18 protein-coding genes and 1 tRNA gene are annotated in these 19,563 nt (G+C 71.5%); 12 read left to right on the plus strand and 7 right to left on the minus strand.

Annotation, left to right across the window (positions count from 1 at the left end; translation table 11 throughout):
* Positions 1-23 precede the first annotated feature (23 nt).
* From ACILSK_RS02845 to ACILSK_RS02855, 3 genes are all read right to left on the minus strand, one after another.
* The gene (locus ACILSK_RS02845) at positions 24-1,031 is read right to left on the minus strand and encodes an ANTAR domain-containing protein (RefSeq protein ID WP_395725603.1); all 1,008 of its coding nucleotides are present in this window, start codon (positions 1,029-1,031) and stop codon (positions 24-26) included.
* Positions 1,032-1,350: 319 nt separating this feature from the next.
* The gene (locus ACILSK_RS02850) at positions 1,351-1,920 is read right to left on the minus strand and encodes a hypothetical protein (protein ID WP_395725604.1); all 570 of its coding nucleotides are present in this window, start codon (positions 1,918-1,920) and stop codon (positions 1,351-1,353) included.
* Between the two features lie 115 nt (positions 1,921-2,035).
* Positions 2,036-2,524, minus strand: coding sequence for a phospholipase A2 (locus ACILSK_RS02855; RefSeq protein WP_395725605.1), 489 nt, complete (start codon positions 2,522-2,524; stop codon positions 2,036-2,038).
* Between the two features lie 345 nt (positions 2,525-2,869).
* On the opposite strand from ACILSK_RS02855, the gene ACILSK_RS02860 reads away from it, so the two are divergent.
* Genes ACILSK_RS02860 through ACILSK_RS02870 form a run of 3 tightly spaced genes read left to right on the plus strand, consistent with a single transcriptional unit; the run spans position 2,870 to position 5,660 of the window.
* Positions 2,870-3,856 carry a sensor histidine kinase gene (locus tag ACILSK_RS02860; protein WP_395725606.1) on the plus strand — a complete coding sequence of 329 codons (987 nt, stop codon included), beginning with the start codon at positions 2,870-2,872 and terminating at the stop codon, positions 3,854-3,856.
* Positions 3,853-4,968 (plus strand): hypothetical protein, encoded by a 1,116-nt coding sequence (locus tag ACILSK_RS02865; protein ID WP_395725607.1) that lies wholly within the window; start codon positions 3,853-3,855, stop codon positions 4,966-4,968. The genes ACILSK_RS02860 and ACILSK_RS02865 overlap by 4 nt, the downstream gene beginning before the upstream one ends.
* Positions 4,938-5,660, plus strand: a complete 723-nt coding sequence (locus tag ACILSK_RS02870; RefSeq protein WP_395725608.1) for a response regulator — start codon at positions 4,938-4,940, stop codon at positions 5,658-5,660. The genes ACILSK_RS02865 and ACILSK_RS02870 overlap by 31 nt, the downstream gene beginning before the upstream one ends.
* Positions 5,661-5,788: 128 nt before the next feature.
* On the opposite strand, the gene ACILSK_RS02875 is transcribed toward ACILSK_RS02870, so the two are convergent.
* A tRNA-Arg gene (locus ACILSK_RS02875) sits at positions 5,789-5,860 on the minus strand.
* Positions 5,861-5,933: 73 nt separating this feature from the next.
* Between ACILSK_RS02875 and ACILSK_RS02880 the strand changes: the two genes are divergently transcribed.
* Positions 5,934-6,752, plus strand: coding sequence for an MBL fold metallo-hydrolase (locus tag ACILSK_RS02880; protein ID WP_395725609.1), 819 nt, complete (start codon positions 5,934-5,936; stop codon positions 6,750-6,752).
* A 24-nt stretch (positions 6,753-6,776) separates the two neighbouring features.
* Here ACILSK_RS02880 and ACILSK_RS02885 read toward each other — a convergent pair whose 3' ends face one another.
* The 3 genes from ACILSK_RS02885 to ACILSK_RS02895 form a co-directional block, all read right to left on the minus strand.
* Complete coding sequence (locus tag ACILSK_RS02885) at positions 6,777-7,847, minus strand: DUF3592 domain-containing protein (RefSeq protein ID WP_395725610.1); 1,071 nt, start codon at positions 7,845-7,847, stop codon at positions 6,777-6,779.
* Positions 7,848-7,945: 98 nt separating this feature from the next.
* Complete coding sequence (locus ACILSK_RS02890) at positions 7,946-8,758, minus strand: DUF305 domain-containing protein (RefSeq protein WP_395725611.1); 813 nt, start codon at positions 8,756-8,758, stop codon at positions 7,946-7,948.
* 5 nt (positions 8,759-8,763) lie between these two features.
* Positions 8,764-9,726 carry a DUF3105 domain-containing protein gene (locus tag ACILSK_RS02895; protein WP_395725612.1) on the minus strand — a complete coding sequence of 321 codons (963 nt, stop codon included), beginning with the start codon at positions 9,724-9,726 and terminating at the stop codon, positions 8,764-8,766.
* Positions 9,727-10,027: 301 nt separating this feature from the next.
* Here ACILSK_RS02895 and argS point away from each other — a divergent pair, with 301 nt between their 5' ends.
* The 8 genes from argS to ACILSK_RS02935 all read left to right on the plus strand — a co-directional run bounded on the left by argS (position 10,028) and on the right by ACILSK_RS02935 (position 19,533).
* Positions 10,028-11,692 (plus strand): arginine--tRNA ligase, encoded by a 1,665-nt coding sequence (argS, locus tag ACILSK_RS02900; protein WP_395725613.1) that lies wholly within the window; start codon positions 10,028-10,030, stop codon positions 11,690-11,692.
* Positions 11,689-13,122 carry a diaminopimelate decarboxylase gene (lysA, locus tag ACILSK_RS02905; protein ID WP_395725614.1) on the plus strand — a complete coding sequence of 478 codons (1,434 nt, stop codon included), beginning with the start codon at positions 11,689-11,691 and terminating at the stop codon, positions 13,120-13,122. The genes argS and lysA overlap by 4 nt, the downstream gene beginning before the upstream one ends.
* Complete coding sequence (locus ACILSK_RS02910; protein ID WP_395725615.1) at positions 13,119-13,355, plus strand: hypothetical protein; 237 nt, start codon at positions 13,119-13,121, stop codon at positions 13,353-13,355. The genes lysA and ACILSK_RS02910 overlap by 4 nt, the downstream gene beginning before the upstream one ends.
* Entirely contained in the window at positions 13,352-14,689 is a 1,338-nt protein-coding gene (locus ACILSK_RS02915) for a homoserine dehydrogenase (protein ID WP_395725616.1), read from the plus strand. The genes ACILSK_RS02910 and ACILSK_RS02915 overlap by 4 nt, the downstream gene beginning before the upstream one ends.
* Positions 14,686-15,780 carry a threonine synthase gene (gene thrC / locus ACILSK_RS02920; protein ID WP_395725617.1) on the plus strand — a complete coding sequence of 365 codons (1,095 nt, stop codon included), beginning with the start codon at positions 14,686-14,688 and terminating at the stop codon, positions 15,778-15,780. The genes ACILSK_RS02915 and thrC overlap by 4 nt, the downstream gene beginning before the upstream one ends.
* Positions 15,777-16,685, plus strand: coding sequence for a homoserine kinase (thrB, locus tag ACILSK_RS02925; RefSeq protein WP_395725618.1), 909 nt, complete (start codon positions 15,777-15,779; stop codon positions 16,683-16,685). The genes thrC and thrB overlap by 4 nt, the downstream gene beginning before the upstream one ends.
* Positions 16,686-17,044: 359 nt before the next feature.
* Positions 17,045-19,081: a transcription termination factor Rho gene (gene rho / locus ACILSK_RS02930; protein WP_395725619.1), complete on the plus strand. Its 2,037-nt coding sequence runs from the start codon at positions 17,045-17,047 to the stop codon at positions 19,079-19,081.
* On the plus strand, positions 19,078-19,533 hold the full coding sequence (locus ACILSK_RS02935; protein ID WP_395725620.1) for a PPOX class F420-dependent oxidoreductase: 456 nt from the start codon (positions 19,078-19,080) through the stop codon (positions 19,531-19,533). Before rho ends, ACILSK_RS02935 begins: the two co-directional genes overlap by 4 nt.
* Positions 19,534-19,563 lie beyond the last annotated feature (30 nt).

A 19,563-nucleotide genomic window follows, 5' to 3' on the forward strand; every position in this document is an offset into this window, starting at 1 on the left:
CCGACGACGCTGAGCCGGCGGCGTCAGCTCACCGCCTGCTCGACGCTCTGAAATCCGGACAGCCCGGCCGAGCGCACCGACGGGAGCGACCCGAGTTCGCCGAATACCAACCGCAACGGGGTGCCCTTGCCGGCGCACCGCCGGTGGAACTGGGTCAGCACGGCGAGCCCGACGGAGCCGAGGTGGGTGAGTTCGGACAGGTCGACCACCACCGGCGCCGGGCGCTCGGCCTGCCCCACCGCGGTGGCCAGGACCGCGGTGAACTGCGGTCCGGTCGACAGGTCGACGTCGCCGGTGACGTGCAGCACGGGGACGCCCTGCTCGACCGTCACCGTGGTGACCAGGTCACCGGCCTCCGACGCCGCGGACGGCTCGGCCCGGCCGCCGGCCAGCGCGAAGAAGACCTCGTCCAGCCGGCGCCGGCTGTCCCCGCTCATCGGAACCCCTTGCGCCGTCGCGTTGACCAGGGTGTCGGCCAGGTCGCGCAGCTTGACGTTGGACCGTTGCGAGTACCAGCGCAGGAGGTTGAACGCGGCATCCTCGTCCATCCCGTAGACCAGCATGAGCGCGCCCTTGGCCTGGTCGATCGCGGCCCGGGACGCGCCCGCCGCCTCCACCGCCGCGTGGGTCGATTCGGCCAGGTCCCGCCGGAAGCTACCGGTGATGTCCACCATGAACCCGCTGATCCGGCGGATCTGCTCGGCGCCGTCGAGTTCGGCCTGGCCGACGCTGATGATCAGGCGTTCGGTCTGCCGGCTGTCCACGATCCGGTGCCGGGACGCGAACGGCCGGCCGGTCCGCATCGCTTCCAGCACCGCGGTCACGGTCGTGGTCCGGTCGTCCGGGTGCTGGTGGGCCAACATCAGGGCCGTCGTCGGAACGACCTCGCGCGGCCCGAATCCGTGCATGACGAAGATCTCGTCCGACCACGTCCACGCGTCGTTCGGTGCGTCGTAGCCGAACCGGCCGACCTGTTCGATCGTGGAACCGGAGATCCCGGCCACCGCCTCCGCGAGGAGGTCCGTCACCATCCGTCACCGCGCCCAATCGTCCGGCCTGTCGATCTCACTGTTGATCCGTGCGTCACCGCCTCGGGGACCGTGTTCCATCATAGGAATGTGATGTCTCGTTCACCCGACTAGCAGGGTACGGATGGGGCGCGGATGGGGTACAGCAAGGTCAGGTGCGTTCCTTGACCCGGGACAGTGGGCCGCACCAGGCCTGGCCGGTCAAAAAGTCGGCCGGTCCAGGCCGCCTCACCCGATCCATCGGTGCGGTCCTGACGGTCGGACAGGGCGGCGCCCCGACCCGAGGGGCCGAGGCGCGCCGAGTTGACCGGGGGAGCGATTACTACCAGCGACCTCCGGTGAATCGCGGCGGCCACCAGTAGACGGCCGCCCACAGGCCATGGCTGTTGCCGGCGCCCCAGCCTGCGGCAGCGCCGATCAGCCAGTTGCCAGCGGCGGAGCACAGCGCGCGCGGTATCCGGATGGCGCATGCCGCGACTGCGGCGGGCACCGCGCCCCGGGCAATATCGGCGTACGAGGCGGTGATCCAGAAGTGATCACCGGTGAATCCCGTGGCCAGCACCTGTTGCACGCGGGCGCCGGAGGGTGTTGATCCGGTTGCCTGCGGGGATGCGCCGTCACCGACCGTCGCCACCCCGGCGAACGCTTCGTTCAACTGCGCGATGATCTCCGCCCGCTGCCGCGGGGTCGCGGTGCGTTGCCGCCATTCGACGAGTTCGGCGGGACTGAGTGTGATGACGGAGTCGGTGATCTCCGGCGTCACCGGTGTCGCCCGTCCGGCGATCGTGCCGGAGCCGAATCCCGAGAGCGTCAAGGCGATCACCGTCGCCAGCGCGGCGATCGCCACTGCGCTCCATCGGATGGCCTGGCGCCACGAATGTACAGCGGTCATGCGGTACCTCCCGATTGCGGGCCGACCCCCAGCGGGTCGGCGAACAGACCCCCGTGGGCGGGGGGACGACGTCGGCGCAGATCCGAGCGGGCGCCGGCCGGGTCGAGGGCCCGCCTCAGTTGTCGAGCGGACCCAGGTAACCGGTGCCGAACGTGCGGACGGCGCGGTAGTAGACCGAGGCCCAGGTCGAGCACTGCCGGCCGGCCCAGGACGCCGTCAGGTCACTGCCGTGCTGCCACCGGCAACTTGCCTGCAGATCACCCAGGAACCAGCTGTCGCACTGCAGGCGGCTGACCCAGTAGGTCGGGCGGCCGTCCCGCGGGAAGCCGATGTAGCACCCGTCGTGATGGACGCAGGCGTGGGCGAAATCGAAGATCCCCGGCACCGAGCTGATCTTCGCGCCGGGAGTGGAGCATCCGTCGCTTGGCCATGGATGGGGCCCGCTGTTGCCCGGGGTGGCATTGCCCTGCCCGGTGTGGGCCGCGGCAGGGGCCGCCGGCAGGAGCAACAACAAGCCGGCCGCCAGGGCGAACGCGGCGCCCCGGCGCCCGGTGCTGCCGATGGGGCTCCGGCTGCGCGGCGGGCGTCGCCGTCGTGTCGACATCCCCATCGATCCCCCCAGGTTGTTGCTCCTCCACCGTTTCTCGGCCCGACAATTGTGGGCCCGCCGGCCGGTGGCCGGCGTCGGGTGTTCGCCCCTCATTGCCGGTTGCCGGCCGGCGGGAGCCGCCTGTGCCGTTGGCGAATGACCGTCGGTCGCGGACCACTATTCTTGCGCCCTATGGGGTGGACGGGGTGGGTTCGTGCGCCGGCGGCAACAGGGGATTCGGTGCCCGGTGTCGGGCGCCGCTATGCGGCGACAACCCGTGTGGCCACGCTGATTCCGACCGTTGTTGTGGCCATCACCGCGGCTGACCCCGGGTCGATGCGGCTGATCGTGTCCGGATTGATGATCGTATTCACCCTGTGGAGTGCATTCTATGCACACCGGATCACCTGGCCGGCGGGCGAATGGCTGACGTGGGTTGATATTGCATTTCTGGTGCTGCTGTCGATATCGGTGAAATGGACGGTCCCCGCCGACTGGATGGTGGCCGGCCAATCGTGGCTGGTGCCTTTCGTGTCGTTCGCCGCCGTCAGCTATCAGTTCTACGCGTCGAGGGTGACCGGTGCCGCCGCTGCTGTCGTCCTGGCGGTCGCGATGGTCACCGGCCTGGCGATCGCGTTGCCCGCGGGCACCTGGTCCGACAGCCTGATCACCGCCGCCTGGTCGGTGGTGCTGTGCCTGCTCGGTCGGATGCTGCGGGTTCTGGTGGAACGTGGTGGGCGGGCGGCCCGACGGGCCGCCGGCGAACTCGAGACTCTCCGGCGCGAGCAGCAGGTGGCTCACGCCGTGCGGTCCGACGAACGCCGGATGCTGGACACGCTGCACGACACGGCGGCCAGCACCCTGCTGATGGTCGGCATGGGCGCCGCCGGGCAGGACGGGGGCCGCACCCTGGTCGACCGGGTGGCGCGAGACCTGGCGGTGCTGGAGGCGATTCCCGAGCCGCAGGCGGCGCGCGCGGACCTGGTCGAGTCGGTCGTCTCCGCCTGTGCGGGACACGACATCGAGGTGCGGTTCGACGGGCCCGCGGAGTATCCGTGCGACGGGGAGGCCGTCCGGGCCCTGTCCGGAGCTGCCGGCGAGGCGGTGCGCAACGCCGCGCGGCATGCCGGCGTCCACTGGGTCCAGGTCCGGGTGCATGGTGACGGTGGCCCGGTCATCGTCGAGATCATCGATCGGGGAAGGGGTTTTGATCCGAGTGCGGTGACGATCGGGCGTCGCGGGATGCGCGGGTCGATCGTGCGCCGGATGGCCGACGTCGGCGGCAGCGCCGCGATCCGGTCCACTCCGGGCACGGGCACCGTCGTACGCCTGGGCTGGCCGGCGTGACGCCGGACCCGGCGCCGGCGCGCCCACCCTCCAGCCCGGCGGACCGCTACCGGTACGGCCTGCGCATCGGGGTCACCACCGTGGCGGGCACCCTGCTGCTCACCATGAGCATGTTGCGCAATGTCCGCTCCTACCATCCGGTCTGGTCCCAGGCGGTGGCCTGGGCGGTCCTGGCCGGGGTCGTGCTCATCGGCGTGGCGCAGGTGGCGCGGCACCGGCCATGGGGGCGGTCCCGGCCCGTGGCGATCGGCGCCGTGCTCACGGCCTCGGGGCTGTCGATGGCCGGTCTGCCCGCGGGGGCCGCGACGACCGCGGCGGACTGGTCGACGGGGGTCGTCGGCTGGGTGGGCCTGGTCGTGCTGTTCGATCGTCCACTGGCCGTGTTCGTCGGCTTCCTCTGTGTCCACGAGGCGATGGTGTTGGTGGACGTGCTGGTGACCCGATCCGGTGAAGTGGACACACTGCTGAACGCGCTCAGCGGCGCGATCGGCACCCTGGGCTATCCGCTGGCCGGGGCAATCGCCGCCACCGCGCTGGCCGGGGCGGCCCGCACGGTCGAGCGGTCGTGGCGGGAGAGCGAGCTCCTGCGAACCCGTGAGGTCATCGCCGCCCGGCTGCATTCCGGTCGCCGCCATCGTTTCGCGACGTTGGACCAGGGCGTCCTGCCGTTGCTGCGCGCCCTGCGCGACGGCACCGCCGAGCCGACGGATGCCCAGGTGCGGCGCGCATGCTCGATCGAGGCGGCGCGACTTCGGCGCCTGTTCGCCGAATCCGAGGACGCCGACAATCCGTTGTTGCACATCGTCCGGCATTGCGTCGACGTCGCCGAGCGCCGGCATGTCGTCGTCGAGCTCCAGGTCAGCGGCCAGTGGCCGGACCCGCCGGACGAGGTGCGGCGGGTGTTGACCGACGGCCTGCTGATTGTCGTCTCGACCGCGGTCAGCTGGGCGCGGGTGACCCTTGTCGGCGCGACCGGTCAGCTGACGCTGGGGGCCGTGGGCGACGGTGTCGAGATACCGGCAGCGGAATCGACGGTGACCAAGGACGTGGTGGTGGATACGATCAGCGAAGGGAGACTGACATGGGTTCAGGCTCGGTGGACGATGCCGTGACCCGGGGGGTCCCGGGCGAGGGGACGGCGGCGCCGCCGACGGCGCTGATCACTGCGGTCCTGGTCGATGACCACGAGGTGGTGACCGCCGGGGTCCGCTCCTGGTGCGCCGCCGCGGATCCGCCGATCGACGTGATCGAAGCCGGTGCCCGGCTCGCGGCCGCCTGGACCGGCCCCGGCGCAACGGCCGATGTCGTCATCATGGACTTGCAGCTCTCCGGCGGCGCCCAGGAGTTCGGCGATCTTCGTCGGCTGGCCCAGGCCGGTCGCCGGGTCGTCGTCTACACCGGCGACGGCCGCCGGGCCACCGCGGTGAAGTGCATCGGCCTGGGCGCGCTTGCCTTCGTGGCGAAGTCGGAGGGACGCGCGCACCTGGTCGCCGCGGTCCGGGCCGCCGCCGCCGGGCGCGCGTACACCCCGCCGTCGTTGTCCGGGGCCATCGCGGCCGACGACGCCGCGGATCGTCCACGACTGGCGCCGATGGAACTCGAGGCGCTGCGGGCCTGGTTCGCGTCTTCGTCGAAAGGGCTGGCCGCAGCGATGCTGGGCATCAGCCCGCGCACTGTCGACACCTATATCGAGCGTGTCCGGATCAAGTACGCCGCGGTCGGCCGGGAGGCGCCGACCAAGAGTGCACTGGTGGCGCGGGCGTTGGAGGACGGTCTGGTCACGCTCGACGATCTGGGCCGCTGAGGGCCACGACGCGACGACCGGGCGATCGGCGGACGAGGCGACTCACGCGCGCCACCAGGACCTGGAAGAGCGAACAGCCGAACCTACGGCGTAGGTTCGGCTGCCCATGATGCGCCCGGCATCACACGTGCCCCCGGCAGGATTCGAACCTGCGCACCCGCCTCCGGAGGGCGGTGCTCTATCCCCTGAGCTACGGGGGCGCGGCACGCAACATTACCGCATCGCCGGCGTCGCCCTGACCAATCCTGGGCCGGGCGGCCTACTGTCGGCCGGATGGACCTGACCCATCCGATGTGCCGGACCTGCGGGGTGCAGTACGAGGCCGGTCCCACCCCGGCGCGTTGCCCGATCTGCGAGGACGACCGGCAGTACGTGCCGCCGGCCGGTCAGCAGTGGACGTCGATCGGGGAACTCGTGGATGCCGGGTTCCGCAACCGGCTCGCGCCCGAGGCGCACGGACTGATCGGGATCGGCACCGAGCCGCGATTCGCCATCGGGCAGCGGGCCCTGCTGGTGCCGGGTGCGGGCGGGAACCTGCTGTGGGACTGCATCTCGCTGCTGGACGACGAGACCGTCAGCGCGGTCCGGGACCGGGGCGGGGTGGCGGCGATCGCCATCTCGCACCCGCACTATTACAGCTCGATGATCACCTGGAGTGAGGCGTTCGGCGGGGTACCGGTCTACATCCACGAACGCGACCGGCAGTGGGTGCAGCGGTCCGGCAACGTGCGGTTCTGGTCCGGCGACGGCATCGAAGCGCTGCCCGGACGCACCCTGTACCGGGCCGGCGTCCACTTCGCGGGCGGCACGATCCTGCACTGGCCGGCCGGTGCCGACGGGCGCGGTGCCCTGCTGACCGGGGACATCTTCCAGGTGGTGGAGGACCGCCGCTGGCTCTCGTTCATGTACAGCTACCCGAACTACATCCCCGAGCATCCGGACACGATCCGGCGGGCGGTGGACCTCGTCGACCCGCTGGACTTTGCGGTGATCTACGGCGCCTGGTGGGACAAGGTCCTCACCGAGGACGCCAAGGGCGCGGTCGTCCGGTCGGCGCGGCGGTACTTCCACCACATCGGCCTGCAGTTCTGACCCTGCCGGCCCGCGGGTCGGCGGTCAGAGCGCCAGCACCGCGACGCCGGCGGCCACCGCACCGAGGGCGCCGACGGCGGCCACCCACAGCCCGATCCTGGACTGGGTGTCGAAGGCGGTGGACCAGCCGGCCCGATCCAGTGTGGTGCTGACCAGCTGGTGCAGCTCGCCCGAATCGAGCCGGTAGTCGACCACCTTGGTCACCCCGTCCGGCCCGAACGCCCAGATCTTCTCCGCGCCGACGGCCCAGACCCGGCCACCCGCCGATGAGACCCGTCCGGTCAGCCGGGGGACCAGCCGGCCATCGGGTCCGGCGGCCCACTCGAATTCGCTGAGCAGGTCGGAGCGGGCCGCCTTGCCCGGTCCGACGGGGGACAGGGTCGTCGAGTACGACGTGGTCAGGCCCTGCCGTTGCAGCAGGGCCCACCAGCGGGCGTCGGCCAGATCGATCCGGACGGTCACCGCGTCGCCGGACCGGTCAACCGTGTACGGGGTGCCGGTGGTCCGGCGCGCCAGGTCGCGCACCACCTCGTCGAACGTCCAGGGGCGTCCGAGATCGGTGGCGGCGCCGGGGTCGGCCGGGATGGGGCCGGCAACCCGGGCGCCGGGGGCCGGCGTGATCGGGCCGGGACGTCGCCGCAGACCGAGGGCCAGGAGGGTGGCGCCGAGAACGCCGAAGAGCAGCCCGGTCCCGAGCCCGACGAACAGCAGCAGCGTCGCGCCGCCCTCGACGGTGCCGGCCCACACCGCCTGCTGCGGGTCAGCGGGCGGGAAGGCGACGGCGACGGTGTCGCCGGTGGACAGGTCGCCGCCTGAGCGGACGCCGCCGATATCGGTGATCCGATAGGTCCGGCCGTCGGCGGTGAACTGCACGTCGTAGTCGCGGGTGGTCCTGGTCTTGCCGTTGCTGCGGGAGGTGTGCACGTCGACGTCGACCACGGTGGCGCCGGCCCGGGCCGTGTAGGCCGAGTAGTCCTTCGAGCCGATGAGCACGAACACCGTGCCCAGGACGAGGCCCACGGCCAGGAAGACGGATCCGACGATGATCATCAACCGGTTCCGGCGAGGAGGTGCGAACGTGAGTGCGGTGGTCATCGGTGTCTGTCCCCAGGGGTGCGGAATCCTGCTGCCACGCGTCAGGACGGGGCCGGAGCCGCAGAAATACCGCCCCGTGACGCGGACCGCACCGGGATTCAGCCGGCAGGGGCAGGCAGCGGCTCGGCACCCCGCTCGGCGAGCATCTGGGTCATCACGGAGATCTCCGCGGATTGGGACTGGGCCATCTTGTCGGCGAAGTTGCGGACGACGGGGTTGGTGGCGTGCTCGGCCGCGTACTCCATCATCGGCTGGCCGCCCTGATGGTGACGGATCATCAGCTGCAGGAAGTAGATGTCCGATTCCGTCCCGCGCAGCGCCTGCAGGCGCGCGATCTCGCTGTTCGTTGCCATCCCCGGCATCAGCGGGGTCTCGCCCGCCGAGGTGGCGGGTGCGCTCGACGGTGCCGACGTCGCACGGGTGGCGCCGGTCGGCGCGGCGGTCGGCGCGGCGGACGTCATCGCGCCCATGTCGTGCCCGCCCTGGCTGCCGGACATCCAGCCCATCCGCGGGGCGTCGGTCGACTCGGGCAGATCCCACAGGGACAACCAGCCCTGCATCTGCCCGATCTGATCGGTCTGCGTGTAGCCGATGTCGTAGGCCATCACGCCGATCTCCGGGTCCTGCGTGTTCTGCTCGGCGTAGTGCGCCATCAGCACACCCTGGTCGTGATGCACGATCATGTCCCGGGCGAAGCCGGCGTCCACCGACGAGCTGTCCGGCGTCGCGGGCTCGGAGCGGAACGCGCCGGACAGGGCCAGCCCGAGGGTCGCGCCGACCAGCAGGAGGACGACCGCCGCCGCCACCAGCAGCAGGATGGTGACCGGGCGGGACAGTCCGGGGCGGGGCGTGGTGACGTCGCCGGGCGGGCCGGCGGCGGAACCGGATGTCGGGTCGGTCGGCCGGGTCATCGTGGTCAGCCCGCGGTGGTCGGCGTTTCCGCGGCCGGCGGTGACGGCGCCTCCGCGGGCGACTGATCGGCGGTCGTCACCGGGACCGAGGCCGTCGCGTCGACCGACTCGTCACTGCTGGCCACCGACATCTCGGTGGAGTTGACCACGCCGCCGGTGCCGGACATCGGGATCGCTCCGGCGCCGGGCGGCGTCGGGTCGAAGGCCGGCGGGTTCGCCGTGTCGAAGGACGGCTGCTGGCACGTCGCGCCGGTCTCCGGGTAGACCCAGCGGTTCTGCCGCAGCGCGGTGACGAACTGCTTGACCCGCTCGTCGGACGCGGAATCGACCTTCAACTGGTGCGCCCAGGCCTGCAGGGCGATCGGCCGGTCCAGGCCCGGGTAGGGGGACAACGAGGTGTACGGCTGACCGTTCACCAGCGACTTCAGGACGTCCAGGTCACCCGGTGCGATGGTGTCCGGGTTGTAGGTGATCCACACGGCCCCGTGTTCGAGCGTGTGCACCATGTTCTCGTTGCGCACGGCGGTCTGGTAGACGATGCCGTTGCAGTTGGCCCATGTCCCGTCGTGCGGGCCGCCGACCGGCGGGAACCGGTTGTAGGCCACCCGCTGGTCCGCGTTGATGTGGATGGCGGCCTTGTAATCGACGTAGCTGGCCGGACCGTCGGCGGTGGCCGGGGTGTTCGCGCCGACGTAGATGCCCGCGATGTTCACCGACGGGTCCTGGTTCGACTCCGACGGTGTCCATGGCGCGAGCGCGTCCGCGGCCGCACTCTTCTCCTGCGTCTTGTTGAACACCACGAAGAAGATGCCGGCGGCCAGTGCGACCACGGCCACGACGGCGGCGATCGTGAGCCAGGGCAGGCCCTGCCGTCGGGAGACCACCGGCGCGGGGGGACGGCTCTTCTTCGTGCTCTTGCCACTGACCATGATGCGGGTGCGGTCCTTGCTGTTCGACGCTTGTTCCAAGGTGCTTCCGCCGGTCTCGGCAGGAGCGCAGGGTGGCCGGTGGCCGACGGTCCAGTCTACGTACCGGCCCCGTCGCGTCTGCGTGAGCGCGGGGACCGTCGTCGGCACGGTCGGCCGCCGGATCCACGACGCGCCGCGCGAGGGCGCCGCCCGCGGCGGCGGAGTCGACCGATCCGGCCGGAATCCGGTCGGGTCCACGTCGCCCGCCGGGTGCCCGGGGACCCGGCCGCCCGTCGGCCGCACCGCGCCGTGGAACGCCCGGCGTGCAATCACCCCGGCGGTTGCTTCCTAGAATGGCCCGGTGGATCCCGTGCAGTTGGCCGACGCCGTTCGCCGTGCCCTGGCATCGGCCGTGGCCGACGGTCACATCGACGTCGAGGTACCGGCCGACATTCCCCTCGACCGTCCCAAGTCCCGCGACCATGGCGACTACGCCACCCCGATCGCGATGAAGCTGGCCAAGGCGGCGCGCCGGCCGCCCCGGGAGATCGCCGAGGTACTCGCCGCCCACCTGCGAGCGGCGCCCGGCATCGCCGATGTCGAGATCGCCGGTCCGGGCTTTCTGAACATCACCGTGGAGACCGCCGCGGCGGCCGCCCTGGTCGGCCGGATCGTGGCCGACGGCGCCGGGTACGGCGCCGGCGATGCGCTCGCCGGCCGGCAGGTCAATCTGGAGTTCGTCTCGGCCAACCCGACCGGACCCATCCACATCGGCGGTGCCCGCTGGGCCGCGGTCGGCGACGCGCTGGGCCGGATCCTGGCCACCCAGGGCGCCTCGGTGCTGCGCGAGTACTACTTCAACGACGCCGGCGCGCAGATCGACCGGTTCGCCCGCTCGCTGCTGGCCGCGGCCCGGGATCAACCGGCCCCCGAGGACGGCTACGGCGGCGACTACATCGGCGAGATTGCCGGCCGGGTGACCGCCGAGCAGCCCGCGGCCCCGGACCTGCCCGACGAGCAGGCGACCGAGATCTACCGCCGGGCGGGCGTCGAGCTGATGTTCGAGGAGATCAAGGCCACCCTGCACACGTTCCGCACCGACTTCGACGTGTACTTCCACGAGAACTCGCTGCACGAGAGCGGTGCGGTGGACGCCGCCGTGCAACGGCTCAAGGACTCCGGCCATCTCACGTTCGCCGACGGCGCCTGGTGGCTGAACTCCATGGCCTACGGCGACGACAAGGACCGGGTCGTCATCAAGTCCGACGGGCAACCCGCGTACATCGCCGGTGACCTGGCCTACTTCCTGGACAAGCGCTCGCGCGGCTTCGACCTGTGCATCTACATGCTCGGCGCGGACCACCACGGGTACATCGCCCGGCTCAAGGCCGCCGCGGCCGCGTTCGGCGACGACCCCGACGTGGTCGAGGTGCTCATCGGACAGATGGTGAACCTGGTCCGGGACGGCCAGCCGCTCCGGATGAGCAAGCGGGCCGGTACCGTCATCACCCTGGACGACCTGATCGAGGCGCTGGGCGTGGACGCCGCCCGGTACGCACTGATCCGCTACTCGGTGGACACCACCCTGGACCTGGACCTGGACCTGTGGACCCGGCAGACCAGCGACAATCCGGTGTTCTACGTGCAATACGCGCACGCTCGGCTGGCCTCGCTGGCCCGCAACGCCGCCGACCTGGGCATCGACCTCGGTCTGGAAACGGGGGGGACCTACGACCCCGCGCTGCTCGACACCCCGCGGGAGTCGGAGCTCATCGCGCTGCTCGCCGCGTATCCCGGGGTGCTGGCCACCGCCGCCGAGCTGCGCGAACCGCACCGGGTGGCCCGCTACCTGGAGGACCTGGCCTCGGGTTACCACAAGTTCTACGACTCGGTGCGCGTGCTGCCCCTCGGGTCAGAGATGGCAGGGGCGCCGACTATCGCCCGGCTCTGGCTCTGCGCGGCCACCCGGCAGGTGCTGGCCAACGGTCTGGCCGTGCTCGGCGTCGACGCCCCGGAGCGGATGTGAGGACGCATCCGGCGGGGCCCCGCTCGGGTGAGCTGCACCCGGACCGGCCCGGGCACGGCGCGCCCCCCGACCTGAACCGGCTGGACCCGACGGTCTGGCCGCGCGGTGCGACCCGCACCGACGCCGGCTCGATCAGCCTGGCCGGAGCGGACGTTCGCGATCTGACCAGCCGCCACGGAACCCCGCTGATGGTGATCGACGAGGCCGACTTCCGCAGCCGTTGCCAGGATTTCGCGCACGCGTTCGGCGGCGCCGGCAGCGTGCACTACGCCGGCAAGGCATTCCTGTGCAGTGAGATCGTGCGCTGGCTGGCCGACGAGGGGCTGGCGCTGGACGTGTGCACCTCCGGTGAGCTGAAGCTGGCGCTGCGGGCCGGATTCCCGCCAGCGCGGATCGCGCTGCACGGCTCCAACAAGTCCGACGCCGAGCTGGCGCTGGCGGTCCAGAACCGCATCGGGTCGATCGTGATCGACTCGTTCGACGAGATCGCCCGGCTGGCCGGATTTGTCGAGCATCGGGCGGACGACCCGGTGCCGGTGATGGTCAGGGTGACGGTGGGCGTCGAGGCGCACACGCACGAGTTCATCGCGACCGCGCACGAGGATCAGAAGTTCGGGTTCTCGCTGACCGGCGGCGACGCGGCCGAGGCGGTACGCCGGGTGGTCGCGCTGCGCGGCCTGCGGCTGGTGGGACTGCACTCGCACATCGGCTCGCAGATCTTCGATCCGTCCGGCTTCGAGGTCGCCGCGCACCGGGTGGTCGGGCTCCTGCGGGCCATCGTCGAGGAGTTTCCGCAGGTCACGCAGACGCTCACCACGCTGGACCTGGGCGGCGGGCTGGGCATCGCCTACACCGCCGACGACGACCCGCCCGCGCCCGACGTGATGGCCAAGTCCCTGCTCGACATCGTCGGCCGGGAGTGCCAACTGGCCGGGCTGAGTGTGCCGGCGGTGATGGTCGAACCGGGCCGGGCCATCGCCGGACCGGGCACCGTGACGCTGTACGAGGTCGGCACGATCAAGGACGTGAAGCTGGACGGCGGCCTGACCCGCCGATACGTCTCGGTGGACGGCGGGATGAGCGACAACATCCGCACCGCCCTGTACGACGCCGAATACACGGTCGCCCTGGCGTCCCGTTCCTCCGACGCCACGCCGGTCCTGTCCCGGGTGGTCGGCAAGCACTGCGAGAGCGGCGACATCGTCGTCCGCGACTGCTACCTGCCCGGCGACCTGGCCATCGGTGACCTGCTCGCGGTGGCCGCCACCGGCGCCTACTGCTACGCCATGGCCAGCAACTACAACCGGGTGCCGCGCCCGGCGGTCGTGGCGGTATTCAATGACGGAACGGGCGGGGCTGCCAGCGGCGTTTCCCGAGTGGTGTTGCGACGCGAGACCGACGACGACCTGATGCTCCTGGAGACCCGGTGACCAGTCCTGCCGACGACCCCGACCAGAAGCCGGCCAAGCCGGCCTCGCTGGTCCCCGGCGTCGTCCTGCTCATCCTGGCCGGGGTGCTGATCGTCATCACCCTGATCAAGCCGGACCTGCCCCAATGGCTGACGATCACTATCGCGATCGCCGCGATCGCCGTCGTGATCCTGCTGCTGATCTACGCGTTCCGGGTGTTCCGGGACGTCACCAGACCGGGAGGGTCGCGATGACCGGGCGGGTCGAGTTCAACCCCGAGGTGCCGGCCGTCGCCCCGGTGGTCCGGGTCGGGGTGCTGGGCGCGGGCGTCGTCGGGTCCCAGGTGGTCCGGCTGCTCGTCGAGCAGGCCGACGAACTCACTGCCCGGGTGGGCGCGAAGCTGGAGCTGGTGGCGGTCGCCGTCCGGCGGCCGGAGCGGCACCCGGACATCCCGGCCGGGTTGTTGACCACGGATGCGGCCGGGGTGGTGACCGATGGCGGCATCGACGTCGTCGTCGAGGTGATCGGCGGCATCGAACCGACCAAGGACCTGTTGCTGACCGCGCTCGGACGCGGCGCCGGGGTGGTCACCGCGAACAAGGCGCTGCTGGCCGAACACGGCCCGCAGCTGTACCGGGCGGCCGACGCGGCGGGCGCCGACCTGTACTTCGAGGCGGCCGTGGCCGGCGCGATCCCACTGATCCGCCCGCTGCGCGAGTCCCTGGCCGGTGACCGGATCGTGCGGATCATGGGCATTGTCAACGGCACCACGAATTTCATCCTGTCGAACATGGTCGACACCGGGATGGGCTATCACGAGGCGCTGGCCGAGGCGACCCGGCTGGGCTACGCGGAGGCCGACCCGACCGCCGACGTCGACGGGTTCGATGCCGCGGCCAAGGCCGCGATCATGGCCTCGATCGGTTTCCACACCCGGGTCGCCGCCCGCGACGTCTACCGCGAGGGCATCGCGAACGTGTCGGCCGCCGACATCGCCGCCGCCCGCGAGATCGGTTGCACGGTCAAGCTGCTGGCCATCTGCGAGCGGGTGCCGGGGCCGGACGGCGCGGATGCTGTCTCAGCACGGGTGCACCCGGTGATGCTGCCCACCTCGCATCCGCTGGCCTCCGTGGACGGCGCCTACAACGCGGTGTACGTGGAGGCCGAGGCGGCCGGGCGGTTGATGTTCTACGGCCCCGGCGCGGGTGGCGCGCCCACCGCCTCGGCGGTGCTCGGCGACCTGGTGGCGGTGGCCCGGAACAAGGTCGCCGGCGGGCGCGGGCCTCGCGAGTCGTCGTACGCGGCGTTGCCGATCCTGCCCATGGGGGACGTCCTGTCGAAATACCACATCAGCCTCGACGTGGACGACAAGGCCGGCGTGCTGGCCGCGGTCGCCATGGCGTTCGCGGACGCCGAGGTGTCCATCTCCACGGTGCGGCAGGAGGGCCGCGGCGACGACGCCCGGCTGGTCGTCGTCACCCACAGTGCGCCGGACGCCGCGCTGTCGGCCACCGTGCGGCGGCTGGCCGACCTCGATTCGGTGCGTGCGGTCACGTCCGTGATGCGGGTGACGGGGGACATGCGATGAACGGAACGACCGCCGCGCCCGGCCTGACCGGCCTGGGCTGGCCCGGGCTGATCGCTGCCTACGGCGACCGGGTGGCCGTGCCCCCCGGCGCCCGGGTGGTCACGCTGTTGGAGGGTGGCACCCCACTGCTGCCGGCGCACACGCTGTCCGAGCGACTCGGCGTGCAGGTGTACCTGAAGGTCGAGGGGGCCAACCCGACCGGGTCGTTCAAGGACCGTGGCATGACGGTGGCCGTCACTCACGCGCTGGCCCGCGGGGCGCGCGCGGTGATCTGCGCGTCCACCGGCAACACGTCGGCGTCGGCGGCCGCCTATGCCGCGCGGGCCGGTCTGACCAGCGCGGTGTTGATCCCGCAAGGCAAGATCGCCGCCGGCAAACTGGCCCAGGCGGTGGCCTACGGCGCGCGGATCCTGCAGATCGAGGGCAACTTCGACGACTGTCTGGAACTGGCGCGCAAGACCGCGGCGACCACCGACGAGATCGAACTGGTCAACTCGGTCAATCCGGTGCGCATCGAGGGGCAGAAGACCGCGGCCTTCGAGATCTGCGACGTGCTCGGCCGGGCCCCCGACGTCCACCTGCTCCCGGTGGGCAATGCGGGCAACATCACCGCGTACTGGAAAGGTTATCGGGAGTACCACGCCGACGGCGTCATCGACGCGCTGCCGCGGATGTTCGGATTCCAGGCCGCCGGCGCGGCCCCGTTGGTGTTGGGCCACCCGGTGTCCGATCCGGACACCATCGCCACCGCCATCCGGATCGGCGCGCCCGCGTCCTGGAAGGGCGCGACCACCGCGCGTGACGAATCTCACGGGCTGATCGACATGGTCACCGACGAGCAGATCCTGAGCGCCTACCGGCTGCTCGCCGGCACCGAGGGCGTGTTCGTGGAGCCGGCCTCGGCGGCGTCGGTGGCCGGGTTGATCGCCACCGTCGCCGATGGGCGATTGCCGGGCGACTCCGTGGTGGTGTGCACCGTGACCGGCAACGGGCTGAAGGACCCGGACACCGCGATGGGCTTCATGACCGATCCGGTGGTCCTGCCGGTGGCCGCCGAGGCGGTCACCGATGCGCTCGGCCTGACCGGATGACGCGGGGGGAGACGGACGGCCCGACGTACACCGTGCGGGTGCCCGCCACCTCGGCCAACCTGGGTCCCGGGTTCGACAGCTTCGGGCTGGCGCTGGCCCGGTACGACGAGGTCAGCGTCTGCCGCACCGACGGCCCGCTGGAGGTCGTGGTCTCCGGGTTCGGGGCCGGGGACGTGCCGTTGGACGAGCGGCACCTGGTGGTGCGGGCGATGGTCGAGGCCTATCACGCGGCCGGCGCACCGCTGCCCGGGATCCGGCTGACCTGCGTGAATCGGATCCCGCACGGGGGTGGGCTGGGATCGTCGGCCGCCGCGATCGTGGCCGGCCTGCTGCTGGGGCGCGCCCTGGTGGTGGCCGACGGCGGTCCCATGCTCTCCGATGAGACCGTGCTGGCCCTTGGCACCGCGATGGAGGGACATCCCGACAACGTTGCCCCCGCGCTGTACGGCGGGTTCACCGTGGCATTCACCGACAACGCCGGGCAACCGGTCGCCGTCCGCCGGGCGGTGCATCCGGATATCCGGGTGGTGGTTTTCGCCGCCGACGAGTCCAGTTCCACCCATCACACCCGCGGCCTGCTGCCGGCCACCGTTCCGCATGCCGACGCCGGCGCCAACGCCGCCGCGGCGGCGCTGCTCGTGCACGCCATCACCGAGGACCCGTCCTTCCTGATGCCGGCCACCCGCGACCGCCTGCACCAGCAGTACCGGGCCGCGGCCATGCCCGCGTCGGCCGCGTTGATGACGCAGCTGCGGGACACCGGAGTGGCGGCCGTCATCTCCGGCGCCGGCCCAGCGGTGATCGCCCTGGTGACCGGCGACTTCGACGTGAATCGATGGCGGCGACCGGGTTTCGACGTCGACTTCGTGCCCGTCTGCACATCGGGCGCGCAGCTGCTCGATTGATCGTCGGAGTGGGTGCCTGATCGATGCTGGATCGATGCGCCATCGACGCCGGCGCGACACGCTCACCCACAGTTGCTGATGCGCGTCCGATGCGGTTACTGTTGAGAGCGATCACCGGCTGTACCGCCGCGGTGTTGGAGATTACATCCCGCCGCTCCCATCCTGACGAAGCTGCCGACGGCACCTGCTGACGGCAGTGGATCCGACTGAGGATCCGACAGGTCCGGTTTCGAGCCGAGGCGTCAATGGCGGTGATCGGTGTATCTGGTCGTGTCCTCGCAGGGCACGCCATGGCAGCCGCCCGCTGGGCGGCGCTCCAATCCCGGTCGAACCGAATCGGCCGGACAGGAAGGATCTTCGTGACGGAAACCACGGAGTCGCTCGAAGCCCCCACCGCCCCGGCCGGCGCCGATGCGCCGCGGGCCGGGCGCGGTCGCGCCCGCAAGGGTGAGGGACTGTCGGGCATGGTGCTGACCGACCTCAAGGCCCTGGCCTCTCAGCTGGGCATTCGCGGCACGTCGGGCATGCGCAAGGGCGACCTCGTCGCCGCGATCACCGCGAAGCAGGGCGAGGGCGCGCCGAGCAAGGCGCCGGCGACCAACGGCCACCGCCGTGAACCGGAACTGCCGCTCGGCGAGTTGGCCACGGCACCCGCCGAATCTGCGGCGGACCAGCGGCGGCCCGCTCCGGCCGTGGAGGAGTCGGCTCCCGGCGCCAGCGCGTCGAGCACCACCGCGTCGAGCACCACCGACACCACCGACAGCACCGACGGTGCCGCCGGCCGGGACGGTGACGTCGATCAGGAGTCGGGTGCCGCATCCGGCGAGGACGGCCAGCGCGGTCGCCGGAGCCGGCGCGGCCGGCGCGACCCGCGGGATCGAACCGAACCCGCCGAGGGTTCGAGCAACGGTGCCGCCACTGGCGCGGTCACCGGCGAGCGTCCGCAGCAGGGCCGTGACCAGCAGCGCGACCAGGGTCGTGAGCAGGGCCGGGATCAGGCTCGGGATCAGAACGTCGGGCAGCAGAACCGCGATCAGAACCGTTCGGGCGGCCCGCAGACCCGGCCGGACAATCGCGGCGACAACCGGCGCGACGACAACCGGCCCGACAACCGCCGGGACGACAACCGCCGGGACGACGACGACGAGGGTGACGGCCGTGGCCGGCGCGGCCGCCGCTACCGCGATCGCAACCGGCGCGGCACCCGGACCGACCGCTACGCGGAGGGCCCCAGCGAGCCGGAGCTGCGCGAGGACGACGTGCTGGTGCCGGTCGCCGGCATCCTCGACGTGCTGGATTCCTACGCGTTCATCCGCACCTCGGGGTACCTCACCGGCCCGAACGATGTGTACGTGTCGTTGTCCCAGGTCCGCAAGAACGGGCTGCGCCGCGGTGACGCGGTCACCGGCGCGGTCCGCGCCCAGCGCGAGGGGGAGCAGCAGCGGCAGAAGTTCAACGCGCTGGTCCGGCTCGACTCGGTGAACGGCCTCGACCCCGAGCAGGCCAAGAACCGGCCCGAATTCACCAAGCTGACGCCGCTGTACCCCAATGATCGGCTGCGCCTGGAGACCGAGGCGCACCTGCTCACCACCCGCGTCATCGACCTGGTGATGCCGGTCGGCAAGGGCCAGCGGGCGCTCATCGTGTCGCCGCCCAAGGCCGGCAAGACGATGGTCATGCAGGCCATCGCCAACGCGATCACCACGAACAATCCGGAATGCCACCTGATGGTGGTGCTCGTCGACGAGCGGCCGGAAGAGGTCACCGACATGCAGCGGTCGGTGAAGGGTGAGGTCATCGCCTCGACCTTCGACCGTCCGCCGGCCGACCACACCCTGGTGGCCGAACTGTCCATCGAACGGGCCAAGCGGCTGGTCGAGATGGGCCGGGACGTCGTCGTGCTGCTGGATTCGATCACCCGGTTGGGTCGCGCCTACAACCTGGCCGCCCCCGCATCGGGCCGGATCCTGTCCGGTGGTGTCGATTCGACGGCGTTGTTCCCGCCCAAGCGGTTCCTCGGCGCGGCCCGGAACATCGAAAACGGCGGCTCGCTGACCATTTTCGCCTCCGCACTGGTGGAGACCGGGTCGGCCGGCGACACGGTGATCTTCGAGGAGTTCAAGGGCACCGGCAACGCCGAACTCAAGCTGGACCGGCGGCTGGCCGACAAGCGGATCTTCCCGGCGATCGACGTGGATCAGTCCTCCACCCGCAAGGAGGACCTGCTCATGTCGCCCGACGAACTCGCCGTGGTGGTCAAGCTGCGCCGGGTGCTGTCCGCGTTGGACACCCAGCAGGCCATCGAACTGGTGCTGGACCGGCTCCGCAAGACGCGCAGCAACGTCGAGTTCCTGATGCAGGTGGCCAAGACCACGCCCGGTGGGAACAACGATTGAGCCGACCGGCCCGGCCGGATCCGGCTGACGTACTGAGCCGGGCGGACTACATGCTGCTCACCAGTTTTCGTCGGGACGGCACGCCCGTCCCGACGCCGGTGTGGGTGATGCCCGCGGACCCGGACTGGCCCGGGACCGCCGGCGATCAGCTGTGGGTCTGGACGAACCCGACGGCGGGCAAGGTCAAACGCCTGCGCCGCGACGGGACCTGCACGGTGGGGCCGTGCAGCATCCGGGGCGAGCCGCTGGGCCGCGCCGTGCCGGCGGTCGGTCGGGTCCTGCCGGCGTCGTCGGTGGACCGCGTGCTGGCCGCACTGGTGCGCAAGTACGGCCTGCGCGGCCGGTTCTCCACACTCGGGGGGCGGCTGGGGTTCGCCCCGGCCGGGGCGTTGGGCATCCGGTTGGTGCCTGCGTCGGCGGGTGCGGACGCCACTCCGGACGGCGGGGAATAGGCGCGGACGGGCCCGCGTTTGGCATATCGA

Origin of the sequence: Nakamurella sp., from assembly GCF_044224575.1 — a bacterium.
Lineage (GTDB): Bacteria > Actinomycetota > Actinomycetes > Mycobacteriales > Nakamurellaceae > Nakamurella.